This window comes from Venatoribacter cucullus (assembly GCF_016132445.1).
Taxonomy (GTDB): domain Bacteria; phylum Pseudomonadota; class Gammaproteobacteria; order Pseudomonadales; family Oceanobacteraceae; genus Venatoribacter; species Venatoribacter cucullus.
On the sequence record NZ_CP046056.1, the window covers coordinates 2,197,310 to 2,218,469 of the forward strand.

Here is a 21,160-nt window from a genome sequence, read left to right on the forward strand (position 1 = left end):
TCGGGCCGCTGGTGCGGCCCCGGAGAAAAGATTCTTTGACCGATCCTATTCTGCCTGCCGACGACCATCCGACTACGGCGACCAAGCCCGCCAGCCCTACCCAACACAGCATCAGCTTTACGCTGGAACCGGATGATGCCGGCCGGCTGGCCAATCTGTGTGGCCACTTTGACAGCCATATAGAGCAGATTGCCGACCATTTTGGTTTAACGGTCTATAACCGTGGCGGCCAGTTCACCCTGGAAGGCAAGCTGAAGCTGGCCCAGCGGGCCGCCAAACTCCTGCAGCGTCTGTATGCAGAAACCGCCAACGGCACCCTGATTACCCCGGATCTGATTCATCTGTTTTTGCAGGAAGACGGCGCCGAAGAAAGCAGCGGCCGCAAAAAGAACCAGTACGACAGCCATATCATCAAAACCCCGCAGGCGGTTATTAAGCCGCGCGGTCCGCATCAGCTGGAATACCTGCAGCGCGTGCGCGAATTTGATATCAATTTTGGCGTTGGTCCGGCCGGTACCGGTAAGACCTTCCTGGCCGTCGCCGCAGCGGTAGAAGCCCTGCAGCGCGATGAAGTAAAACGCATTCTGCTGGTACGCCCGGCGGTGGAAGCCGGTGAAAAACTCGGCTTCCTGCCCGGCGATCTGGCGCAGAAGATTGACCCCTACCTGCGCCCGTTGTACGACGCCCTGTATGAGATGCTCGGTTTTGAGAAAGTGGCACGCTACATCGAACGCAATATGATCGAAATTGCCCCGCTGGCCTATATGCGCGGCCGCACCCTGAGCCATTCCTTTGTGATTCTGGATGAGTCACAGAACACCACCAAAGAACAGATGAAAATGTTCCTCACCCGGGTGGGGTTTGGCTCCAAAGCCGTAATTACCGGTGACGTTACCCAGGTGGATTTACCGCGCGGAGTCTATTCCGGCCTTAAGCATGGTCTGGAAGTACTGGACGGTGTGCCCGGCATCGGCATTACCCGCTTTACCAACGCCGATGTGGTCCGCCACCCGCTGGTGCAGCGCATTGTGGATGCCTACGACCGTTTTGAAGAACAGGACGAACAACGTAAAAGCGCACAACGCGCGGCCCGCGATGCCGGAGACAACGCATGAACCTGCTGCTGGACGTGCAGATTGCCGAAGAGTTGGACAGCTGGGGCGCGTACCTGCCCACCGATGACGAACTGCAACACTGGGCAACGGCCGCATTGCAGGGGCGCACCGATTTTGCCGAGCCCGAGCTGACCATTCGCTTAGTGCATAACGAGGAAAGCCAGGAGCTGAACCGCGACTATCGCGGCAAGGATAAGCCCACCAATGTGCTGTCTTTTCCCTTTGATGCACCGCCGGAAGTGCCGATAGAGCTGCTCGGCGACCTGATTATCTGCGTCCCGGTGGTACAGGCTGAAGCTGAAGAACAGAACAAAACGCCACCGGCCCACTGGGCCCATATGGTGGTTCATGGCTGCTTGCATTTGCTGGGGTACGACCATATAAAGGACGACGAAGCAGAAATCATGGAAAACCTGGAGCGGCAGATTATGGCCGGGCTGGGGTTTTCTGACCCTTACTCCGATGATGAGGCATCATGAGCGACGACCGATCAAGCCAGCCACGAAGTTGGCTGGAAAGATTTACCGACCTGTTTTCCGACGACCCGCAAAGCCGTCAGGATATTAAAGACATTGTGCGTGAGGCTGCCGAGCGCAGCATTGTCGACAGCGACACCCTGACCATCCTTGAGGGTGCGTTACAGGTGTCGGAAATGCAGGTCCGCGACATCATGGTGCCGCGTTCGCAAATGGTTGCCATCGGCATTAACGACCCCATTCAGGAATTCCTGCCGCGGATTATCGAGTCGGCGCATTCGCGCTTCCCGGTACTGGGGGAAGGCCAGAATGAAGTACTGGGCGTGCTGCTGGCCAAAGATCTGTTACCCCTGATTCTGAATGGCCAGCGCGATTCGTTCGTGCTGCAGGATATTCTGCGCCCCACCACCTTCGTACCGGAAAGCAAACGCCTGAACGTACTGCTGCGTGAATTCCGTGCTACCCGCAACCATATGGCAGTGGTGGTGGATGAATTCGGCGGAGCCGCCGGCCTGGTAACCATTGAAGATGTACTGGAGCAGATTGTCGGCGATATCGAAGATGAACACGACGAGCACGACGAAGACGGCAATATCAAAGTGATGGATGACGGTGCCATTATGGTTAAGGCACTGACACCGGTGGAAGATTTTAATGAACACTTCCACACCCACTTGCCCGATGATGATTTTGATACCGTTGGTGGTATTGTAATTCATCATTTTGGCCGGGTACCGGAATGCAATGAAAGCATCCGTATCGATCAGTGGCAGTTCAAGGTGGTGAACGGTACCAGCCGGCAGATCAATCTGCTGGAAGTCACCCGCCCGGAAATCTGACCTGCGGGCACACCAACCGGTGTGCCCTTCTTTTATAACCTGTCGCAAGGAAAGTTCCATGCCACGCTGGCTGATCCCCCTGCTGTTACTGCTTGCCGGTGCGTTGTTTCCGCTGGCGCTGGCGCCTTTCTTCTGGTGGCCACTGGGATTAGTGAGCCTTGCGGTACTGATGGCAGCCCTGCAGCACAACCACACGCCCCGTCAGGCCTTTGTTTACACCTGGCTGTTCAGCTTTGCCAAATTTGCCGTGGGCGTGTCCTGGATTTACGTGAGTATTCACCGTTTTGGTGGTACCCCCGCGCCACTGGCCGTTTTAATGGTGGCTCTGTTTGCCGGGTTTCTGGCCATTTTTCCGGCGCTGGTCTTTGCCCTGCGCCAGCACCTGTTTGGCCAGACACTGGCCTGGCTGACCCTGCCGGTATTCTGGTTTTTGTATGAATGGTTGCGCGGTAATTTCCTCACCGGCTTCCCCTGGTTGTTTGCCGGTGATGCCCATCTGCACAGCTGGCTGGCGGGCTGGGCACCCATTATCGGCAGCTACGGCATTTCTGTCTTACTGGTACTGAGCGTCACCCTGCTGCTGGAAGTCTGGCAACGCCGCTGTTACGCCCTGCTGGCCGGCTTACTGGTATGGCCGGCCGGGGCACTGTTGCAGCCACTGGAGTGGACGCACATCACCGGCTCACTCAACGTCAGTGCGGTACAGGGCAATATTCCGCAAAATCTGAAGTGGCGGCCGGAAATGATGGATCCCACCATTGGTATTTATTACGACCAGACCAGCCAGCACTGGGACAGCGATCTGATTCTGTGGCCGGAAACCGCCGTCACCAAATTGCTGGATCAGTTCCGTCCGGCCATGAATGAAATCGCCGCCGAAGCCCTGGAACATAACACCACGGTCATCACCGGCATTGCCTACCGCTACCCGCGCGGCCATGAGCTGGCCGGTGAATTTCACAACAGCATTGTGGCCTTCGGCGCCGGCGCAGGTATTTACCATAAACAGCAGCTGGTGCCCTTTGGTGAATTTGTGCCTTTTGAACAGCAGATCCGGGGGCTGATCCCGTTCTTTGATCTGGAGATGTCCAGCTTCCGCCACGGTCCGGCCGATCAGCCATTGCTGAAAGCCGCTAAAGGCGCAGATACCTTTCTGGTGGCGCCCTTTATCTGTTACGAAATTGCTTATCCACAGCTGGTTAGCCGTATGGCACAGCAGGCGGATTTTCTGGTGACGGTCAGCAACGATGCCTGGTTCGGCGATTCCTTAGGCCCCAAACAACACATGGCGCTGGCACAGATGCGGGCACTGGAAACCGGCCGCTGGTTGCTGCGTGCGACCAACACCGGTATTACCGCTTTGGTCGATCACAAGGGGCGGCTGCTGGAGCGGCTGCCTTACGAACAACGCGGCACCCTCAGCGGCAGCGCTGAAATGCGCCACGGCAGTACGCCTTATATGCAGCTGGGGGTATGGCCGCTGGCCATCTTCAGTCTGCTGATTCTGGGGCTGGCCGGTTGGCGGCGCCGGCGGTCCCAATCGTTTACGGAACTCTGATAACCCATGGCCAAACTGTTATTCCGCCTGAATGGCGTCAGCGATGATGAAGCCGGTGATGTACGGCAATTACTGGCAGAGGCGGGCTTCGATACCTACGAAACCGATGCCGGTCGCTGGCGTATTTCCCTGGCCGCCATCTGGTTACGCACCGATGCCGACTATGAACAGGCACGGGCGCTGATTGAAGACTACCAGCAGCAACGCGCACAGCGGCTGCAGCAAGACTTTCAGCAACGGCTGGACAGCGGGGAAATTCCGGGCGTCTGGCAACGCTTCCGCGAACGGCCGGTGGATTTTGTCGCCGTTGCTGTCGCCATTGCCTTTATTCTGGGCCTGATGTTGTGGCCCTTTGTGAATTTTTTTAACTGAGGGATGGCAGCGTATCAGCCGAGACGCTGCAGAATAGCCTGTACGATGCCCTGATTAGCCGCCGGAAACTCAAATTCCGGCAACCGCATAAAGGGTACCCAGCGCACGTCCTGGCCTTCGGCGCCGTGTGCCAGTAAGGCTGAATTCATATCCGCTGCCACCCAGTACACATCCAGCAGCACGCTTTTATCGGGGTACTGAAACGGAATCTGCAGCAACGGCGCCATCTGTTCCGGCCGCACGGTCAGTGCCACTTCTTCATCCAGTTCGCGCACCAGGGCTGCTGGTACCGTTTCACCAGCTTCGACTTTGCCGCCGGGAAATTCCCATAACCCGCCCTGATGTTTGTCATCCGGGCGGCGGGCAATAAGAATATCGTGGTCATTAACGACCACGACCGCCACCGCCACGTGCACTGTTTTCATCAGGACCGGTAATTGGCGTTAATGGTGACGTACTCGTGCGAGAAGTCGCAAGTCCAGAGCTCTTCGCGGGCGTTGCCACGGCCCAGCTCAATACGCACACGGAATTCGGTACGGGCAAACACCGCCGCACCATCCGCTTCGGTATAGGCTTCACGACGACCGCCATCTTCGACAATCTGTACATCGTCCAGATAAATCTGCACCTTATCCAGATCGAAGTTCTGTACACCACTGCGGCCCACGGCGGCCAGAATACGGCCCCAGTTGGCATCGGAAGCAAACATCGCGGTTTTTACCAGCGGTGAATGCGCCACGGTATAGGCCACGTCCAGAGCTTCTTTCTGACTGGCGGCTCCGCCCACTTCGATGGTGACGAACTTGGTGGCCCCTTCGCCGTCACGGACAATGGCCTGCGCCAGAATCTGGAAGGCTTCTTTCAGCTTGCTGAACACCAGCTGCGCTTCCGGGCTGGCCACATCGTTGATCTGCACGCCGCTGCGGCCGGTGGCCATCAGCATGCAGGAATCGTTAGTGGACGTGTCACCGTCAATGGTAATGCGGTTGAACGAACAGTCGGCCAGCTCTTTACACCAGGATTGCAGCAAGCCCGGCGCAATGCCGGCGTCGGTGCCGATAAAGCCCAGCATGGTGGCCATGTTCGGCATAATCATGCCGGCACCCTTGGAAATACCAGTAATGGTGACGGTTTTGCCGTTCACGTCAAACTGGGTGCTGTACCCCTTCGGCAGGGTGTCGGTGGTCATGATGCCCTTGGCAGCCCGGGCCCAGTTATCAGCGCTCAGGTTGTCCAGCGCCGCCGGAATACCGCGTTCAAAGGCCGGCATATTCAGCGGCTCACCGATCACACCGGTGGAAAATGGCAGTACTTCCGCAGCTTTCACTCCGGTGGCCTGGGCCAGCAACTCACAGCTGCGGGTGGCATTGGCAAAACCGGCCTTGCCGGTACCGGCATTGGCGTTACCAGTGTTGATCAGCAGGTAACGCGGTGCAGTTTGTTGCAGATGCGCCTTGCTGATGTGCACCGGCGCCGCACAAAATGCGTTGGTGGTGAACACACCGGCCACCGAGCTGCCCTCGGCCAGCTCAATAACCACCATGTCATCGCGGTTGGCATAACGCACATGCGCCTGAGCCACACCCAGACGAATACCATCAACCGCTTTGAACTGTTCAAATACTGTGAAATTAACTGCCATTTTGTGCTGACGCCTTACGACAATGTGCCGTGACAATGTTTGTACTTTTTACCGGAACCGCATGGACAGGGGTCGTTGCGGCCGACTTTCTTTTCATCGCGCACGAAAGGCTGCGCCGCTGGCGCTTCTTCGTCCTGCGGACCGTTACCGGTCAGGGATTCTGCCTCTTCATGCTGATACTTTGCCCGCTCAGCCAGGGCGGCGGCGGCGGCCCGGCGTTCTTCTTCCAGCCGCTGCACTTCTTCTTCCTGACGCACCTTAACGTGCGACAGAATGCGGATGGTGTCGTGTTTGATATTCTTCAGTAACTGTTCAAACAGTAAGAACGACTCGCGCTTGTATTCCTGCTTCGGATTTTTCTGGCCATAACCCCGCAGGTGAATGCCCTGACGCAGATAATCCATGGTGGCCAGATGTTCTTTCCAGAGGTTATCCAGCACCTGCAGCATCACCTGTTTTTCAAACTGGTGCAGTACGGCCACACCCGCCTGCTCGGCCTTGGCGTCGTAAGCCGCCTGAATGGCCTGCAAGATGCGTTCGCGCAGGGTTTCTTCGTACAGTTTTTCTTCAGTATCCAGCCACTGGCGCACCGGCAGTTCAATATCAAACTGCTCCTTTAATGTGGCTTCCAGACCTTCAATGTCCCACTGCTCTTCGAGACTCTGCGGGGCAATAAACTGGCTGATGGTTTCGGTGACCACGTCCTGACGGATATTGCTGATGATCTCACCGATATTGTCCATGGCCATCAGATCGTTGCGCTGGTTGTACACTACCCGGCGCTGATCGTTGGCCACGTCATCGTATTCCAGCAGCTGTTTACGGATATCAAAGTTACGGCCTTCTACTTTACGTTGGGCCTTTTCCACCGCGTTGGTCACCATCTTGTGCTCGATGGATTCGCCGTCTTTCATACCCAGGGCCTGCATCATGCCGCGCATCCGCTCGGACATGAAAATACGCATCAGGTTGTCTTCCAGCGACAGGAAGAAACGGGTCGAGCCGGCATCGCCCTGACGACCGGCACGGCCGCGCAGCTGGTTATCGATACGGCGGGACTCGTGCCGCTCAGTACCAATAATGTGCAGACCACCGGCTTCCAGCACACCATCATGGCGCTTCTGCCAATCGGCTTTAATGGCTGCAATCTGTTCTTCGGCAGGGTTTTCCAGCGCCGCGACTTCGGCTTCCCAGTTACCGCCCAGCATAATGTCGGTACCACGACCGGCCATGTTGGTGGCAATGGTCACCGCACCCGGACGACCGGCTTCGGCAATAATCTGCGCTTCGCGGGCGTTTTCTTTGGCGTTCAGTACGTTATGGGCCACCTTGGCTTTGGTTAACAAGGCCGACACATATTCGGATGATTCAATCGATGCAGTACCGACCAGCACCGGCCGGCCGGCGGCCGTAACGGTGCGGATTTCTTCAATAACCGCATCGTATTTTTCTTTCTGGGTGGCATAGATAACGTCGTTGAAATCAATCCGGCGCACTTCTTTGTTGGTCGGAATGACCACCACATCCAGCCCGTAAATCTGATGAAATTCAAAGGCTTCGGTATCGGCGGTACCGGTCATACCGGACAGTTTTTCGTACAAACGGAAGTAGTTCTGGAAGGTGGTGGAGGCCAGGGTCTGGCTTTCCGGCTGAATTTTCAGCCCTTCTTTGGCTTCCACCGCCTGATGCAAACCATCGCTCCAGCGCCGGCCCGGCATGGTACGACCGGTGTGCTCATCAACAATCACTACCTGACCATTCTGAATAATGTATTCAACATTCTTCTGGTAAATGGCGTGTGCTTTCAGCGCCGCATGAACATGATGCAACAGTGGCAGGTTATTGGCCGCGTACAGGCTTTCACCTTCTTTGAGGATGCCATCGTTGATCAGCAATTCTTCAATGTATTCATGACCTTCTTCGGTCAGCTCAATACTGCGACTTTTTTCATCGACGAAATAATGACCGTTACCACGTTCCTGCTCTTCGTCGCTTTCTTCGCCCCGGATCAGGTTCGGTACCAGCCGGTTGATGGCCTTGTACATCTCGGAGCTGTCTTCGGCCGGACCGGAGATAATCAGCGGGGTACGGGCTTCATCAATAAGAATGGAGTCCACTTCATCGACAATGGCAAAGTGCAGGCCACGCTGAACTTTGTCTTCCAGCGAAAACGCCATGTTATCGCGCAGATAGTCAAAGCCGAATTCGTTATTGGTACCGTAGACGATATCGGCCTGATACTGCTCGCGTTTCTCCAGCGGATTCTGGCCTGGCACCACCACACCGACGGATAAACCAAGGAATTCGTATAACGGACGCATCCAGTTGGCGTCACGACGGGCCAGATATTCGTTCACGGTCACGACGTGCACACTGTTGCCGGTTAAGGCGTTCAGATAGGTCGGCAGCGTGGCAACCAGCGTCTTACCTTCACCGGTACGCATTTCAGCAATGCGGCCTTCGTGCAGGGTAATACCACCAATCATCTGCACATCGAAATGACGCATGCCCATTACCCGCCGGCTGGCCTCGCGGCACACGGCAAAGGCTTCAGGCAAAATGCTGTCTATGCCGGCACCATCAGTTAAACGCTGGCGCAACGCCGGCGTTCTGGCCTGCAGGTCGGTATCGCTGAGGGCTTGTAATTCGGTTTCAAAGGCATTGATCTGCTCGACCAATTTACCCATGCGTTTCAGTTCGCGGCTGTTTTTACTGCCAAAAATCTTGCGGAAGAGGTTACCAATCATGGAATTATCGTTATCCGGAAAACAAAATAGGGGCACAGGGCCAAAGCGCTAAAGGCTACTTATAACCCTGAATAATGACAAGCGCTTGAATCAGAAGATTATCGCAGGGTGCGATGGATATAAGCGGCAGGATCGACCGTACGGCCGTTTTTATACACCTCAAAATGGACGTGCGGACCGGTCGAACGACCAGTACTGCCCATCAGAGCGACGACATCCCCTTTGCGGACAATGTCACCGGTACTTACTTTCAGCTCATCGCAGTGAGCGTAGCGGGTTTTGTAACCGTTACCATGGTTGATCTCAACCATCTTGCCGTAGCCGTAACGATCGGCCGACCAGGTCACGACACCGGAGGCCACGGCGATAATATCGGCACCTTGTTTACCGGCAAAATCGACCCCCGCATGCCAGGCCAGACGGCCGGTAAAGGGATCGGTACGCTGACCATAACGGGAAGACATCCAGCCTTTGGTGATAGGACGGCCGGCAACAAAGGTGTCAGCACTGATACGGTTGGCGCTCATCAGCGAACCCAGCACTTCCAGCTGCTGTTCACGACTGTCTATGCGCTCAGCCAGACCATCCAGAACCTGGTTAATTTCGGTCACCTGATAGGCTTCACCGAGCGTGCCGGCAGGGCCGCCAACAGCAGGCTGAGCACTGAAATCAAACTCATCCGGCTGCAGATTGGACACATCAACCAGGCGTTCACCAAGCGCATCCAGGCGTAACAACTTGGCCTGTAATTGCGCCAGCCGCATGGTCAGGGCTTCGAGCTCCTGATCGGTTTGCTGGCGGATCTGCTGCAGCTCCTGACGCTGCATGGAAAGATCACGCTCCCAGGCTTTGGCAGCATTGAGATCCAGAATACCTTCGTCGGCCAGATGCTGGGCCAGCCAGTAACCACTGGCACCCATGGCAAACGGCAGCGCAAACAGAACACCCAGCAACACCGCCCGTGCAGACGCACTGATGGTGTAGGTTCTGGATTCTCCATGACGCCGGCCAACGATGATTATGTTCATACTCTGTCTTTTCCCGATCTTTCTGCCTGCGGTTAAGAAACTCTCGTTAAGCGGCTTGTAGCAGTAAGCGACTCAAACGACAAAGGCCACAACTTGATTATGGCCTTTGTCTGACGTTTCTCAAATGCATTCCTGTTTCAATACGTTAACCAGCGGCCGCCGGACGCATGTACGAAATAGGTGCGGTTTCTTCAGGAAATTCAACAAATTCCCAGGCATCCTGCTGCTGTAACAGCTCGCGCAGGAGTTTGTTATTCAGGCCGTGGCCGGATTTGTAACCGACAAATTCACCAATCAGGCTGTGCCCTAACAGGTATAAGTCACCCACGGCATCCAGAATCTTGTGCTTTACAAACTCATCGTCATAACGCAGACCGTCTTCGTTCAGAACCCGGTAGTCGTCAACAACAATGGCGTTTTTAACACTGCCGCCCAATGCCAGGTTCTTGGAGCGCATGTACTCCAGGTCTTTGGTGAAACCAAAGGTACGGGCACGGCTGACTTCTTTAACGTAAGAGGTGGACGAGAAATCCAGACTGGCTTTCTGTCCGCTCTGACGGAATACCGGATGGTCAAAGTCAATTTCAAAGCTGACTTTGAAGCCTTCGTAGGGCACGAAGGAGGCAATTTTGTCACCATCACGGACTTCAACTTTGCGTTTGATGCGGATAAAGCGCTTCGGTACGTTCTGCTCGGCAATACCGGCCGACTGCAGCAGGAATACAAAAGGACCGGAGCTGCCGTCCATAATCGGCACTTCCTGCGCACTCAGTTCAACCACGGCATTATCAATACCCAGGCCCGCCATCGCTGACAGCAGGTGCTCGACGGTATCCACACGGGCATGATCTTTAACCAGAGTGGTCGACAAGGTGGTTTCACCGACATTCAGTGCATGAGCAGGAATGTCCACGACAGGGGTCAGATCGGTACGGCGGAACACAATCCCGGTATCAGGGGCAGCCGGCTTCAGGGTCAGGTAAACCTTTTCCCCGGAGTGCAGGCCGACACCTGTGGCGCGGATTACGTTTTTAAGCGTACGTTGTGAGATCATCTGACTGTCCTGCCGTTATTGTGCAAATTTCATACAAATGTAATGGGCCGACATTATAGCAACAAAAAAAGAATGCGCGATAGCGCATTCTTTAATCAGCCTGACGTCGCAGGAAAGCAGGAATATCGAGATAATCCATATCAGGACTGTCTGCGACATCTATCTTCCGCGCGGCGTTGCCGGCCTGACGGGTGATGGTCGGACGATCCAGCTGACTGTAATCCGGCGTACCATCGGCTTTACGCGTTGCCGTATTATCGACCACTTTGGTCGGCTTTGGTTCCTGAGCCGCTTGCGCACCACCCAGACCCGTTGCCACCACGGTTACCCGTAACTCGTCGGTCATTTCCGGATCAATAACAGTACCGACTACAACGGTGGCGGTTTCTGATGCGAATTCGGCAACCAGGTCACCCACTTCACTGAATTCACCCAACGACAGATCAAAACCTGCCGTCACGTTAACCAGAATGCCGCGGGCGCCCTGCAGATTAACGTCTTCCAGCAGCGGGCTGCGGATAGCACGCTCGGCCGCTTCACGGGCACGGTTTTCACCACGGGCAACACCGGTACCCATCATGGCCTGACCCATTTCAGACATCACAGTACGCACGTCAGCAAAGTCGACGTTGATCATACCCGGACGGGTAATCAGATCGGCAATGCCCTGTACAGCACCCTGCAAAACATTATTTGCTTCTTTAAAAGCATCCAGCAGTGAAGTGTTTTTACCCAACACGGCCAGTAATTTTTCGTTCGGAATGGTGATCAGCGAATCCACATGCTCACTCAGCTGCTTCAGTCCCTGGTCAGCAATCAGCATGCGTTTTTTACCTTCGAACGGGAACGGACGGGTAACCACAGCCACCGTCAGAATACCCATTTCTTTGGCCACTTCAGCCACCACCGGCGCACCACCGGTACCGGTACCACCACCCATACCCGCGGTGATAAATACCATGTCTGAACCTTTCAGTGCTTCGGCAATACGCTCGCGATCTTCCAGCGCTGCTTGTCGGCCAACTTCCGGATTTGCTCCGGCACCCAATCCTTTGGTTAATCCATTACCCAACTGGATAATGGAACGTGAACTTACATTACGCAGGGCCTGGGCATCGGTATTGGCACAGATAAAATCCACGCCTTCAATATCGTTTGCCACCATGTGCTGAACGGCATTACCACCGCCACCACCTACCCCTACAACTTTAATAACTGCAGATTGCTGCAGATCATCGGCAAGTTCGAACATATCCCCTTCTCTTTGCTGAGACATAGCGTTATCTCCTTAGCGCGCGCTGGTTATTATTTAATCTTAAAAATTGACTTTAATCCAATCTTTTATCCGCGATAAATAACTATCCTGCGGTTCTTCTGCAGGCATATTTTTGCGGTTATTCGTTTGCTGCTGGGCGGCGAACAAAAGTAAGCCGACACCGGTTGAATAAATGGGATTATTAATCACGTCGGTGAGACCACTGACCCCTTGTGGACGGGCAAGACGAACCGGCATATGGAAAATTTCTTCAGCCAGATCCACGACACCTTCCATTTTCGCCGTACCACCGGTTAAAACGATGCCGGCAGCGACCATATCTTCAAAGCCACTGCGCCGCAGTTCAGCCTGAATCAGGGTAAATAATTCGTCATAGCGTGGCTCAACCACCTCGGCCAGAGACTGCCGGGAAAGATCCCGGGGCGGCCGGTCACCAACACTCGGAACTTTAATCGTTTCATCGGCCTTGGCCAGCTGCGTTAACGCACAGGCGTATTTGATTTTGATTTTTTCCGCATGCTGGGTCGGGGTACGCAAGGCCATGGCGATGTCATTGGTTACCTGGTCACCGGCAATCGGAATAACGGCAGTATGGCGGATGGCACCTTCGGTAAAAATGGCAATATCGGTAGTACCGCCACCGATGTCGACCAGACACACACCCAGTTCGCGTTCATCATCGGTTAATACGGCATAACTGGACGCCAGTTGTTCCAGAATAATGGCATCAGTCTGCAAACCGCAGCGCTGCACACAGCGTTCAATATTCTGGGCGGCATTAACGGCACCGGTCACCAGATGCACCTTGGCTTCCAGGCGCACCCCGGACATGCCAATAGGCTCTTTAATGCCTTCCTGATTATCGACCACATATTCCTGCGGCAGCACATGCAGAATGCGCTGATCCTGCGGAATAGCCACGGCCTGCGCAGCATCAATAACCCGTTCAATATCGGCCGGTGTTACTTCACGATCACGCACTGCCACGATGCCGTGGGAATTCATAGACTGAATATGGCTGCCGGCAATACCGGCATACACCGAATGAATGGTGCAACCGGCCATCAGCTCTGCTTCTTCCACGGCACGGCGGATGGACTGCACGGTGGATTCAATATTAACCACCACACCTTTTTTCATGCCGCGACTGGGATGGGAACCCAGACCAACAATTTCAATGGTGCCATCAACACCCATTTCGCCCACGATGCAGACAATTTTTGAGGTGCCGATATCCAGGCCAACCAGCATCTTTTTTTGTTGTACCGGATTCATGATCCCATCTCCTGATCCTGGTGCCAGCGTATCGCTGCACCTTTTCCGTAACGTAAATCCACTGCTTGCACTTTTTCCTGCGGCAGGCGTGCCAATAAGGCTGCTAACCGCAATACCCGTTCTTCAAAATACTGGCGGCCAAACTCAACCTGCCAGCCATTATTCAGTTGCGTCCGCACCGCTCCGGTTGCCGTTATGTGCAACTGCTCTACCCGCACGGCATTCCCTGCCAGAACCTGCTGAATACGGCGAAAATAACGTACCGCCTGCTCAGCCTGAACGCTGCTGCCCTGCATCCGGGTCAGCCCGGCAGTTTCCAGCCCTGCCGGCACTGCACTGAGCATGCCACTGGCACTGAGCAACTGATCGTTATTCCACAACGCCACCGGCACATCTTCATACAGGCGGATATCCAGCGTACCCGGCCAACGCTTGCGGACGCTTACCTGCAACACCAGCGGCAAAGCCTGCAACTGGCGGTGTACTTTTTCGACATCCAGTGAAAAAAAACTTTCACCCTTTACCCACACCAGCTGGCGGGCAATTTCATCCGCCTGCCAGACAGATAAACGACCACTTACATCAATGGCGGTTACCGGCCAGCTTTGATAGCCCCAGCGCATCCCCGCTACCAGCGCCACCAGCAGCAGTGGCAGCAACAACCATTGCCAGCGGATATTCAGCTGCGGCAGCCGCCACTGCCGGGCGGGTTTCGCCACCGGCCGGGGGGTTGCACCGCGCGGAATATCCGGCTTTTTTTTAGCCACGGTTACGACCCTTCGCTTCCTGCAACAACAGCGTTACCAGGCGGGGAAAATCCATGCCTGCCGCACGGGCCGCCATCGGCACCAGGCTGTGATCAGTCATGCCCGGCGCAGTGTTGGCTTCGAGCAACCAGAAATCACCTTGTTTATCCTGCATCACATCAATCCGGCCCCAGCCCTGGCAACCCAGCACATCAAAAGCCCGCAGTGCCAGTTGCTTTAATTCCGTTTCTTTTTCCGGCGCCAAACCACAGGGCAACAGATACTGAGTATCAGTGGCCTGATATTTGGCGTCGTAATCGTAAAACTCATGGGTGGTTTTCAGCTGAATCGGAGGCAGCGCTTCACCATTAACAATAGCGACGGTAAATTCCGCGCCCTGCACCCAGCGCTCAGCCAGTACCAATGCATCAAACTGACTGGCGTAACCAAAACTTTCCTGCAGCTCTTTGGCACTGTGTACTTTACGCATACCAATGCTGGAACCTTCACGGGCCGGTTTTACAATGGCATCGGCCTGCAAGGCCGTAATTAAGGCATCCCAGTCACTGTCTTGCTGCAGTAAAAATGCAGCGGGAGTCGGCAAACCGGCGGCCGTCCAGATTAATTTCGTGCGCCACTTATCCATCGCCAGAGCGGAAGCCATAACACCGCTGCCGGTATAGGGTTTATCCAGCCATTCCAACACCCCCTGCAGAGTGCCGTCTTCACCACCACGGCCGTGCATGGCAATAAATGCCACATCAAATTCGGCATCGGTGAGCTGGTTAACTGCGTGGCCCTGAATATCAATAGCGAACACATCCGCCTGCAACGACTGCAACGCCTGCAGCACAGCCTGACCACTGCGCAGCGATACTTCCCGCTCGGCTGAATTGCCACCCATAAGGACAGCGATTTTTCCCAGTGCCGCCACACTCATACCTGAACCTCTTTTAACCATTGCGGTAATTGTTGTGCCATATTCTGTGCCAGTGCGCCGACGTCTCCGGCCCCCTGCATCAATAATAAATCGCCCGGCTGCAGCAGGGTTTTCAGCGGCGCTTCCAGAGAATCATCACGACCGATAAAGACCGGATCCAGCTTGCCACGCTGACGGATGCTGCCGCATAACGAACGGCCATCGGCTCCGGCAATGGCTTTTTCACCGGCCGGGTATACTTCCAGCAGCAACAGCACATCGGCGTTGGCCAATACTCTTACAAAATCTTCGTATAAATCCCGGGTGCGGCTGTAACGATGCGGCTGAAACACCATCACCAGACGCCGTTCCGGAAAGCCTTTACGGATGGCATCGATGGTGACTTCCAGTTCCCGCGGATGATGGCCGTAATCATCCACCAGCATCACATCACGCTCACCGAACGGGTATTCACCCAGTACGGTAAAGCGCCGGCCAACCCCAGAGAATTTTTCCAGCGCCCGGATAATATCGTCATCGGCAACGCCTTCATCATCGGCAACCGCAATGGTGGCCAGCGCATTCAGAACATTATGCTGGCCCGGCATCCGCAACGTAATGTGCAGAGGGGCCCGGCCGGCCGGCCGCAGCACGGTAAAATGGGTAAATAAACCCTGTTGCTGCAGGTCAACTGCGCGGTAATCGGCATCTTCTGCAAAGCCGTAAGTAATGGTCTGACGACTGATGCGGGGTAATAATTCGCGCACGACTTCATCATCAATGCACACTACGGCCAGACCATAAAAAGGCAGATTGTGCAGAAATTCAATAAAGGTATTTTTCAGCGTTTCAAAATCACCGCCGTAAGTACTCATATGGTCGGCATCAATATTGGTAACAATGGATACCATGGGCTGCAGATGCAGAAAGGACGCATCGCTTTCATCGGCTTCGGCCACCAGATAGCGGCTGGCCCCCAGGCGGGCATTGGTACCGGCGCTGTTCAGTTTGCCGCCAATCACAAAAGTCGGGTCCAGTCCGGCCTCGGCCAGCACCGACGTCACCATGCTGGTGGTGGTGGTTTTACCATGAGTACCGGCTACCGCAATGCCGTGGCGGAAACGCATTAATTCAGCCAGCATTTCTGCCCGGCGCACCACCGGTACCCGGCGCTCCAGTGCCGCTTTAATTTCCGGGTTAGCGGCATCAATAGCCGTAGACACCACCACCACATTGGCTGCATCAACGTGCGCCGCCTGATGGCCTATATGTACTTTAATACCCATATTTTCCAGACGCTCGGTGACCAGCGACTGACGCAGATCGGAGCCGGAAATACGATACCCCTGGTTGTGCAGCACCTCGGCAATGCCACACATACCCGCTCCACCAATACCGACAAAATGCATGTGCCGGATACGGCGCATTTCCGGAATAAGATGACGGTGGCTCGGATGATTTTGTTCAACCACGGCAAAACCCCTTGATATGTTGCACCACATCACTTGTGGCGGTGGTAATGGCCAGTGCCCGGGCACGTTCAGCCATTGCCTGTAATTCGTTTTTATGGCCGGCAAAATGCTGCCAGACTGCGGCCAGTTTCTGGCCGTCTGATTCACGTTGTTGCTGCAACAAAGCCGCCTTCTGATCCGCCAGATAGCGGGCATTTGCAGTCTGATGATCGTCAACCGCAAACGGGAAAGGCACGAACAAGGCGGCACAACCGGCCGCGGCAATTTCGGCAACCGTTAACGCACCGGCACGGCAAATAACCAGATCAGCCCACTGGTAAGCGGACGCCATATCATCAATAAAAGGCAACACCTCAGCCTCAATGCCGGCGGCCTGATACTGTTGCTGTAAAGCTGTGGCATTATTTTTACCGGCCTGATGACGCAACTGCGGACGTTGTTCTGGCGGTAAAATCTGCATCGCCTGCAGCACCACATTATTCAGCGCCACCGCGCCAAGACTGCCGCCCACCACCAGTACCTGCAGTGGTTGTCCGTTGCGGCCGGCAAAACGCTCAGCCGGTGCCGGCAACGCCACCACATCGGTACGCACCGGATTACCAACCGTTACCGCACCTGGTAACGCGCCGGGAAAAGCCTGCAACACCCGCTGACTGATGCGACTGAGCAAGCGGTTGGTTAACCCGGCAATGGCATTCTGTTCATGAATAATCAACGGAATGCCGGCCAGCCGGGCGGCTACCCCACCCGGACCAGTAGCGTAACCACCAAAACCGACCACCACATCCGGTTTAATCCGCTTAATTATCCGGCGCGCCTGCCACACCGCACGGATAATACGCAGAGGAGCAGCCAATAACCCGCTAACACCTTTACCGCGCAGACCGGCAATATCGAGAAAATGCAGCGGCAAACCCTGTGCCGGCACCAGATCATTTTCAATACCACGGGCGGTGCCTAACCAGTGCACATCGATGCCGGCAGCACGCAATTCACGCGCAACCGCCAGCGCCGGAAAAACATGGCCACCGGTACCCCCCGCCATCATCAGAACGGTGCAGGCTTCAGGCATAGGCCACCTCCGTTTCTGTCAGCGGAACAGCGGTCTCATGCGCAATTCGCATCACAATACCAACCATGGCACAGCACACCAGCAAACTGCTGCCGCCGTAACTGTAAAACGGCAGGGTTAAGCCTTTGGTGGGTAATAAACCAATATTAACGCCGACGTTAATCAGCACCTGCAGACCAAATAAGGTGGCAATGCCAATGGCGATATAAGCTGCATATAAATGGCCATTCTGTTGTGCCTGCCAGGCCACAGACCAGATACGGGACAGCAGCCAGACCAGTAAGCCCAATGCTGCCACGGCGCCCAGTAAACCGGTTTCTTCCGCCCAGATAGCGAACACAAAATCGGTATGCGCTTCCGGCAGATAAAATAATTTCTGTACGCTTTCACCCAGCCCGACACCCAGCCACTCACCACGGCCAAAGGCAATTAGTGACTGCGTTAACTGGTAACCGGTACCGTAAACATGATCCGGATTCCAGGGATCAAGGTATGCCATTAAACGTTCAACCCGGTAGCTTTCAGCCCCCAGGGCGATGCCACTGAGCACTAACGTCACCAGCAATGCCAGGAAAAACTGCCCGGCCTTTACCCCACCTAAAAACAGCTGCGTCAGCACCGCGCCCATTAACACCACAACGGCACCAAAATCCGGTTCCAGCAATAACAGCAAGACCACAAACAACAGCAATCCCACCGGCTTTAAAAAACCTTTCCAGCTGCTTTGCACTTCATCCTGACGGCGGACCAGATATCCGGCGACATAGAATACCGCTGCCAGCTTCGCCAGCTCAGAGGCCTGTACTTTAATAATTCCCAGATTCAGCCAGCGCCGGCTGCCGTTCACTTCATGGCCAATAACAGGGGCAAACACCAGAATCAGACCAACCACAGACAGCAATAAAAACCACACATCCAGTCTGGCCCAGCGTTGTAACGAAATCTGGCTGACGGCGTAGAGAGCCAATACGCCGGCCAGCAAATAAACGCCCTGGCGAATGGAAAAATAAGCGGCGTTGCCGGTGTAGTAATCAGCAATACCGGTGGAAGCAGAACTGACCATCAGCCAGCCCAGCATTAACAAAGCCAGCCAGGGAAAAAATAATGGATTCTGATGCTGCCAGTGCAAACGCTGCAGGTTCATAACTGCGCCTCCACTAAGGTGCGAAAATACTCACCGCGCTGCACATAGTTGCGGAACTGATCAAAACTGGCGCAGGCCGGGGATAATAAAATTACGTCGCCGTTTTGGGCGTGCTGCAGGGCGGTGGCAAAGGCGTCATCCAGCGTGGCAAAATTTTCCGTCGGACAATGGCCGTTAACAGCGGCAGAAATTTTGCCACCGTCGGCACCAAAGGTCAGTACCGCGGCAGCGTACTGATGGCAGGAATCCGCCAGCGGTTTAAAATCCTGGCCCTTGCCTTCACCACCGGCCAGCAACCATATTTTACCGTTAATTTCCGGCCCCAGACCGTTAATGGCCGCCAGGGTTGAACCGACATTGGTGCCTTTGGAATCATTATAAAAACTCACCCCCTCGCGCTGCCCCAACCACTGACAACGATGTTCCAGCCCGGCAAACTGCCGCAACGCCGGCAGTACCGTCTGTGGCGCCACACCCACCGCCTGCACCAGAGCCAGTGCGGCCATCACATTGGCCAGATTATGCTGACCTTTGATTTTTAATTCTGACGCCGCAATAACCGGTTGTTCACCCAGTACAATCCAGCTTTCATTCTGAACACGCTGTAAACCAAAAGCGCCGGCAACCGGAGCATCCAGACCAAAACGGATTACCGCGGTGCCAGCCGGGGCGGACGTGGCAGCATCGTCACGATTAACAACCGCCAGCCGGCAGCCCTGAAAAATACGCTGCTTGGCCTGCAGATAACCCGCCATACCGTCGTAACGGTCCAGATGATCTTCACTCAGATTCAGAATAACGGCAGCCGCGGCATTGAGGTTGCGGGTGGTTTCCAGCTGAAAACTGGATAACTCCAGCACATAGATTTCCGCCGCCGGTAAATCCAGCACTGGCACACCAATGTTGCCGCCCACGGCCACCTGCTTACCGGCCGCGGCTAATAATTCACCCACCAGCGTGGTCACGGTGCTTTTACCGTTAGAACCGGTAATGGCAATAATGGGTTGCTGACAACGCTCGGCAAATAATTGCACGTCACCGCTGATCTCGGCGCCGGCCGCAGCTGCCGCCTGAATAGCCGGCTCATGAATGGCCACTCCGGGGCTGACAATTAACTGGTCGTACGCCGATAAAATATCCGCCTGCAGCGGGCCGGTAAAAATAGTGGCCCGGGGAAATTCTGCCTTTACCGCCGCCAGACCCGGCACTTGCGTGCGGGTATCACACAAATCAAACGCATAGCCCTGACGCTGACACCAGCGCGCAGCCGACAGCCCGGTCATACCCAGACCGACAATCATGCGTTTGTTAATGGTGTGAATGGCAGTCATAACAGTCTCTTAACGGATTTTTAATGTGGCCAGACCGACCAGCACCAGAATAATGGTGATGATCCAGAAGCGGACAATAACCCGCGGCTCCGGCCAGCCTTTTAATTCGTAATGGTGATGCAGCGGCGCCATCCGGAAAATACGCTTACCGGTCATTTTGAACGAGGCTACCTGCAAAATAACGGAGACGGTTTCAGCCACAAAAATACCGCCCATAATAAACAGCACAATTTCCTGCCGCACGATGACCGCGACCACGCCCAGTGCAGCGCCTAAGGCCAGCGATCCGACATCCCCCATAAATACCTGTGCCGGGTAGGTGTTAAACCACAGGAAACCGATACCGGCACCGACAATGGCGGCGCAGAACACCACCAGTTCCCCTGCACCGGCGATATACGGAATGTGCAGATAATTAGCAAAATTGACGTTACCCGCTAAGTACGCGCACACGCCCAGCGCCGCACCCACCATGACGGTGGGCATAATGGCCAGACCATCCAGACCATCGGTTAGGTTGACCGCATTGCTGGAACCAACGATGACAAAATAGGTAAGCAGAATAAACAGCAGCCCCAGCTGCGGCATCACATCTTTCAGAAACGGCACCACCAGCTGGGTTTCCTGTGGGCTTTGGGCGCTGTAAAACAAATACGCGCCGGTAATCAGCGCCAGCACTGACTGCCAGAAATACTTCCAGCGTCCCGGTAAACCACGGGAATTTTTTTCCACCACTTTACGGTAATCATCCACCCAACCAATGGCACCGAACGCCAGCGTCACCAGCAGTACGACCCAGACAAAGCGGTTTTCCAGATTGCCCCACAGCAAGGTACTGACGGCGATGGACAGCAGAATTAATACGCCGCCCATGGTCGGCGTACCGGCTTTGCTGAGATGGGATTTTGGCCCCACTTCACGGATCGCCTGACCAATCTGATATTCACGTAATTTGCGGATAACCAGCGGCCCCAGCAGTAACGCCACCAGCAAGGCGGTAATAACCGACAAAATAGCCCGCAGGGTTAAATAATTAACCACCGCAAATCCGGTGTGGTACTGAGCTAACCAGTCTCCCAGCCATAGCAACATGA

At 55.0% G+C, this 21,160-nt stretch carries 19 protein-coding genes; 5 read left to right on the forward strand and 14 right to left on the reverse strand.

What is annotated here, in order from left to right:
• Positions 1-35 precede the first annotated feature (35 nt).
• From GJQ55_RS10440 to GJQ55_RS10460, 5 genes are read left to right on the forward strand one after another with little or no spacing between them, the layout of a single operon-like run.
• On the forward strand, positions 36-1,115 hold the full coding sequence (locus tag GJQ55_RS10440; RefSeq protein WP_420907143.1) for a PhoH family protein: 1,080 nt from the start codon (positions 36-38) through the stop codon (positions 1,113-1,115).
• The gene (ybeY, locus tag GJQ55_RS10445) at positions 1,112-1,594 is read left to right on the forward strand and encodes an rRNA maturation RNase YbeY (protein WP_228344907.1); all 483 of its coding nucleotides are present in this window, start codon (positions 1,112-1,114) and stop codon (positions 1,592-1,594) included. Before GJQ55_RS10440 ends, ybeY begins: the two co-directional genes overlap by 4 nt.
• Positions 1,591-2,430 (forward strand): HlyC/CorC family transporter, encoded by an 840-nt coding sequence (locus tag GJQ55_RS10450; RefSeq protein WP_228344908.1) that lies wholly within the window; start codon positions 1,591-1,593, stop codon positions 2,428-2,430. Before ybeY ends, GJQ55_RS10450 begins: the two co-directional genes overlap by 4 nt.
• A gap of 58 nt (positions 2,431-2,488) precedes the next feature.
• Positions 2,489-3,988 (forward strand): apolipoprotein N-acyltransferase, encoded by a 1,500-nt coding sequence (gene lnt / locus GJQ55_RS10455; protein ID WP_228344909.1) that lies wholly within the window; start codon positions 2,489-2,491, stop codon positions 3,986-3,988.
• Between the two features lie 6 nt (positions 3,989-3,994).
• The gene (locus GJQ55_RS10460; protein WP_228344910.1) at positions 3,995-4,360 is read left to right on the forward strand and encodes a DUF6164 family protein; all 366 of its coding nucleotides are present in this window, start codon (positions 3,995-3,997) and stop codon (positions 4,358-4,360) included.
• Between the two features lie 14 nt (positions 4,361-4,374).
• Here the strand turns inward: GJQ55_RS10460 and mutT are convergent, their stop codons facing one another.
• The 14 genes from mutT to mraY form a co-directional block, all read right to left on the reverse strand.
• On the reverse strand, positions 4,375-4,785 hold the full coding sequence (mutT, locus tag GJQ55_RS10465; RefSeq protein ID WP_228344911.1) for an 8-oxo-dGTP diphosphatase MutT: 411 nt from the start codon (positions 4,783-4,785) through the stop codon (positions 4,375-4,377).
• The gene (argJ, locus tag GJQ55_RS10470) at positions 4,785-6,002 is read right to left on the reverse strand and encodes a bifunctional glutamate N-acetyltransferase/amino-acid acetyltransferase ArgJ (protein ID WP_228344912.1); all 1,218 of its coding nucleotides are present in this window, start codon (positions 6,000-6,002) and stop codon (positions 4,785-4,787) included. The genes mutT and argJ overlap by 1 nt, the downstream gene beginning before the upstream one ends.
• A gap of 14 nt (positions 6,003-6,016) precedes the next feature.
• The gene (secA, locus tag GJQ55_RS10475; RefSeq protein ID WP_228344913.1) at positions 6,017-8,749 is read right to left on the reverse strand and encodes a preprotein translocase subunit SecA; all 2,733 of its coding nucleotides are present in this window, start codon (positions 8,747-8,749) and stop codon (positions 6,017-6,019) included.
• 98 nt (positions 8,750-8,847) lie between these two features.
• A complete protein-coding gene (locus GJQ55_RS10480; RefSeq protein ID WP_228344914.1) occupies positions 8,848-9,777 on the reverse strand; it encodes a M23 family metallopeptidase in 930 nt (309 codons plus the stop codon).
• Positions 9,778-9,922: 145 nt separating this feature from the next.
• Positions 9,923-10,831: a UDP-3-O-acyl-N-acetylglucosamine deacetylase gene (lpxC, locus tag GJQ55_RS10485; protein ID WP_228344915.1), complete on the reverse strand. Its 909-nt coding sequence runs from the start codon at positions 10,829-10,831 to the stop codon at positions 9,923-9,925.
• A gap of 91 nt (positions 10,832-10,922) precedes the next feature.
• Positions 10,923-12,083, reverse strand: a complete 1,161-nt coding sequence (gene ftsZ / locus GJQ55_RS10490; protein WP_228346783.1) for a cell division protein FtsZ — start codon at positions 12,081-12,083, stop codon at positions 10,923-10,925.
• A 63-nt stretch (positions 12,084-12,146) separates the two neighbouring features.
• The gene (gene ftsA / locus GJQ55_RS10495) at positions 12,147-13,382 is read right to left on the reverse strand and encodes a cell division protein FtsA (RefSeq protein WP_228344916.1); all 1,236 of its coding nucleotides are present in this window, start codon (positions 13,380-13,382) and stop codon (positions 12,147-12,149) included.
• A complete protein-coding gene (locus GJQ55_RS10500; protein ID WP_228344917.1) occupies positions 13,379-14,149 on the reverse strand; it encodes a cell division protein FtsQ/DivIB in 771 nt (256 codons plus the stop codon). The genes ftsA and GJQ55_RS10500 overlap by 4 nt, the downstream gene beginning before the upstream one ends.
• Positions 14,142-15,068: a D-alanine--D-alanine ligase gene (locus tag GJQ55_RS10505; protein WP_228344918.1), complete on the reverse strand. Its 927-nt coding sequence runs from the start codon at positions 15,066-15,068 to the stop codon at positions 14,142-14,144. The genes GJQ55_RS10500 and GJQ55_RS10505 overlap by 8 nt, the downstream gene beginning before the upstream one ends.
• Positions 15,065-16,474, reverse strand: coding sequence for a UDP-N-acetylmuramate--L-alanine ligase (murC, locus tag GJQ55_RS10510; RefSeq protein ID WP_228346784.1), 1,410 nt, complete (start codon positions 16,472-16,474; stop codon positions 15,065-15,067). The genes GJQ55_RS10505 and murC overlap by 4 nt, the downstream gene beginning before the upstream one ends.
• 37 nt (positions 16,475-16,511) lie before the next feature.
• Entirely contained in the window at positions 16,512-17,591 is a 1,080-nt protein-coding gene (murG, locus tag GJQ55_RS10515; RefSeq protein WP_228344919.1) for an undecaprenyldiphospho-muramoylpentapeptide beta-N-acetylglucosaminyltransferase, read from the reverse strand.
• A complete protein-coding gene (gene ftsW, locus GJQ55_RS10520) occupies positions 17,584-18,735 on the reverse strand; it encodes a putative lipid II flippase FtsW (protein ID WP_228344920.1) in 1,152 nt (383 codons plus the stop codon). Before ftsW ends, murG begins: the two co-directional genes overlap by 8 nt.
• Positions 18,732-20,066: a UDP-N-acetylmuramoyl-L-alanine--D-glutamate ligase gene (gene murD / locus GJQ55_RS10525; protein ID WP_228344921.1), complete on the reverse strand. Its 1,335-nt coding sequence runs from the start codon at positions 20,064-20,066 to the stop codon at positions 18,732-18,734. Before murD ends, ftsW begins: the two co-directional genes overlap by 4 nt.
• Before the next feature lie 9 nt (positions 20,067-20,075).
• Entirely contained in the window at positions 20,076-21,158 is a 1,083-nt protein-coding gene (gene mraY, locus GJQ55_RS10530) for a phospho-N-acetylmuramoyl-pentapeptide-transferase (RefSeq protein WP_228344922.1), read from the reverse strand.
• Positions 21,159-21,160 lie beyond the last annotated feature (2 nt).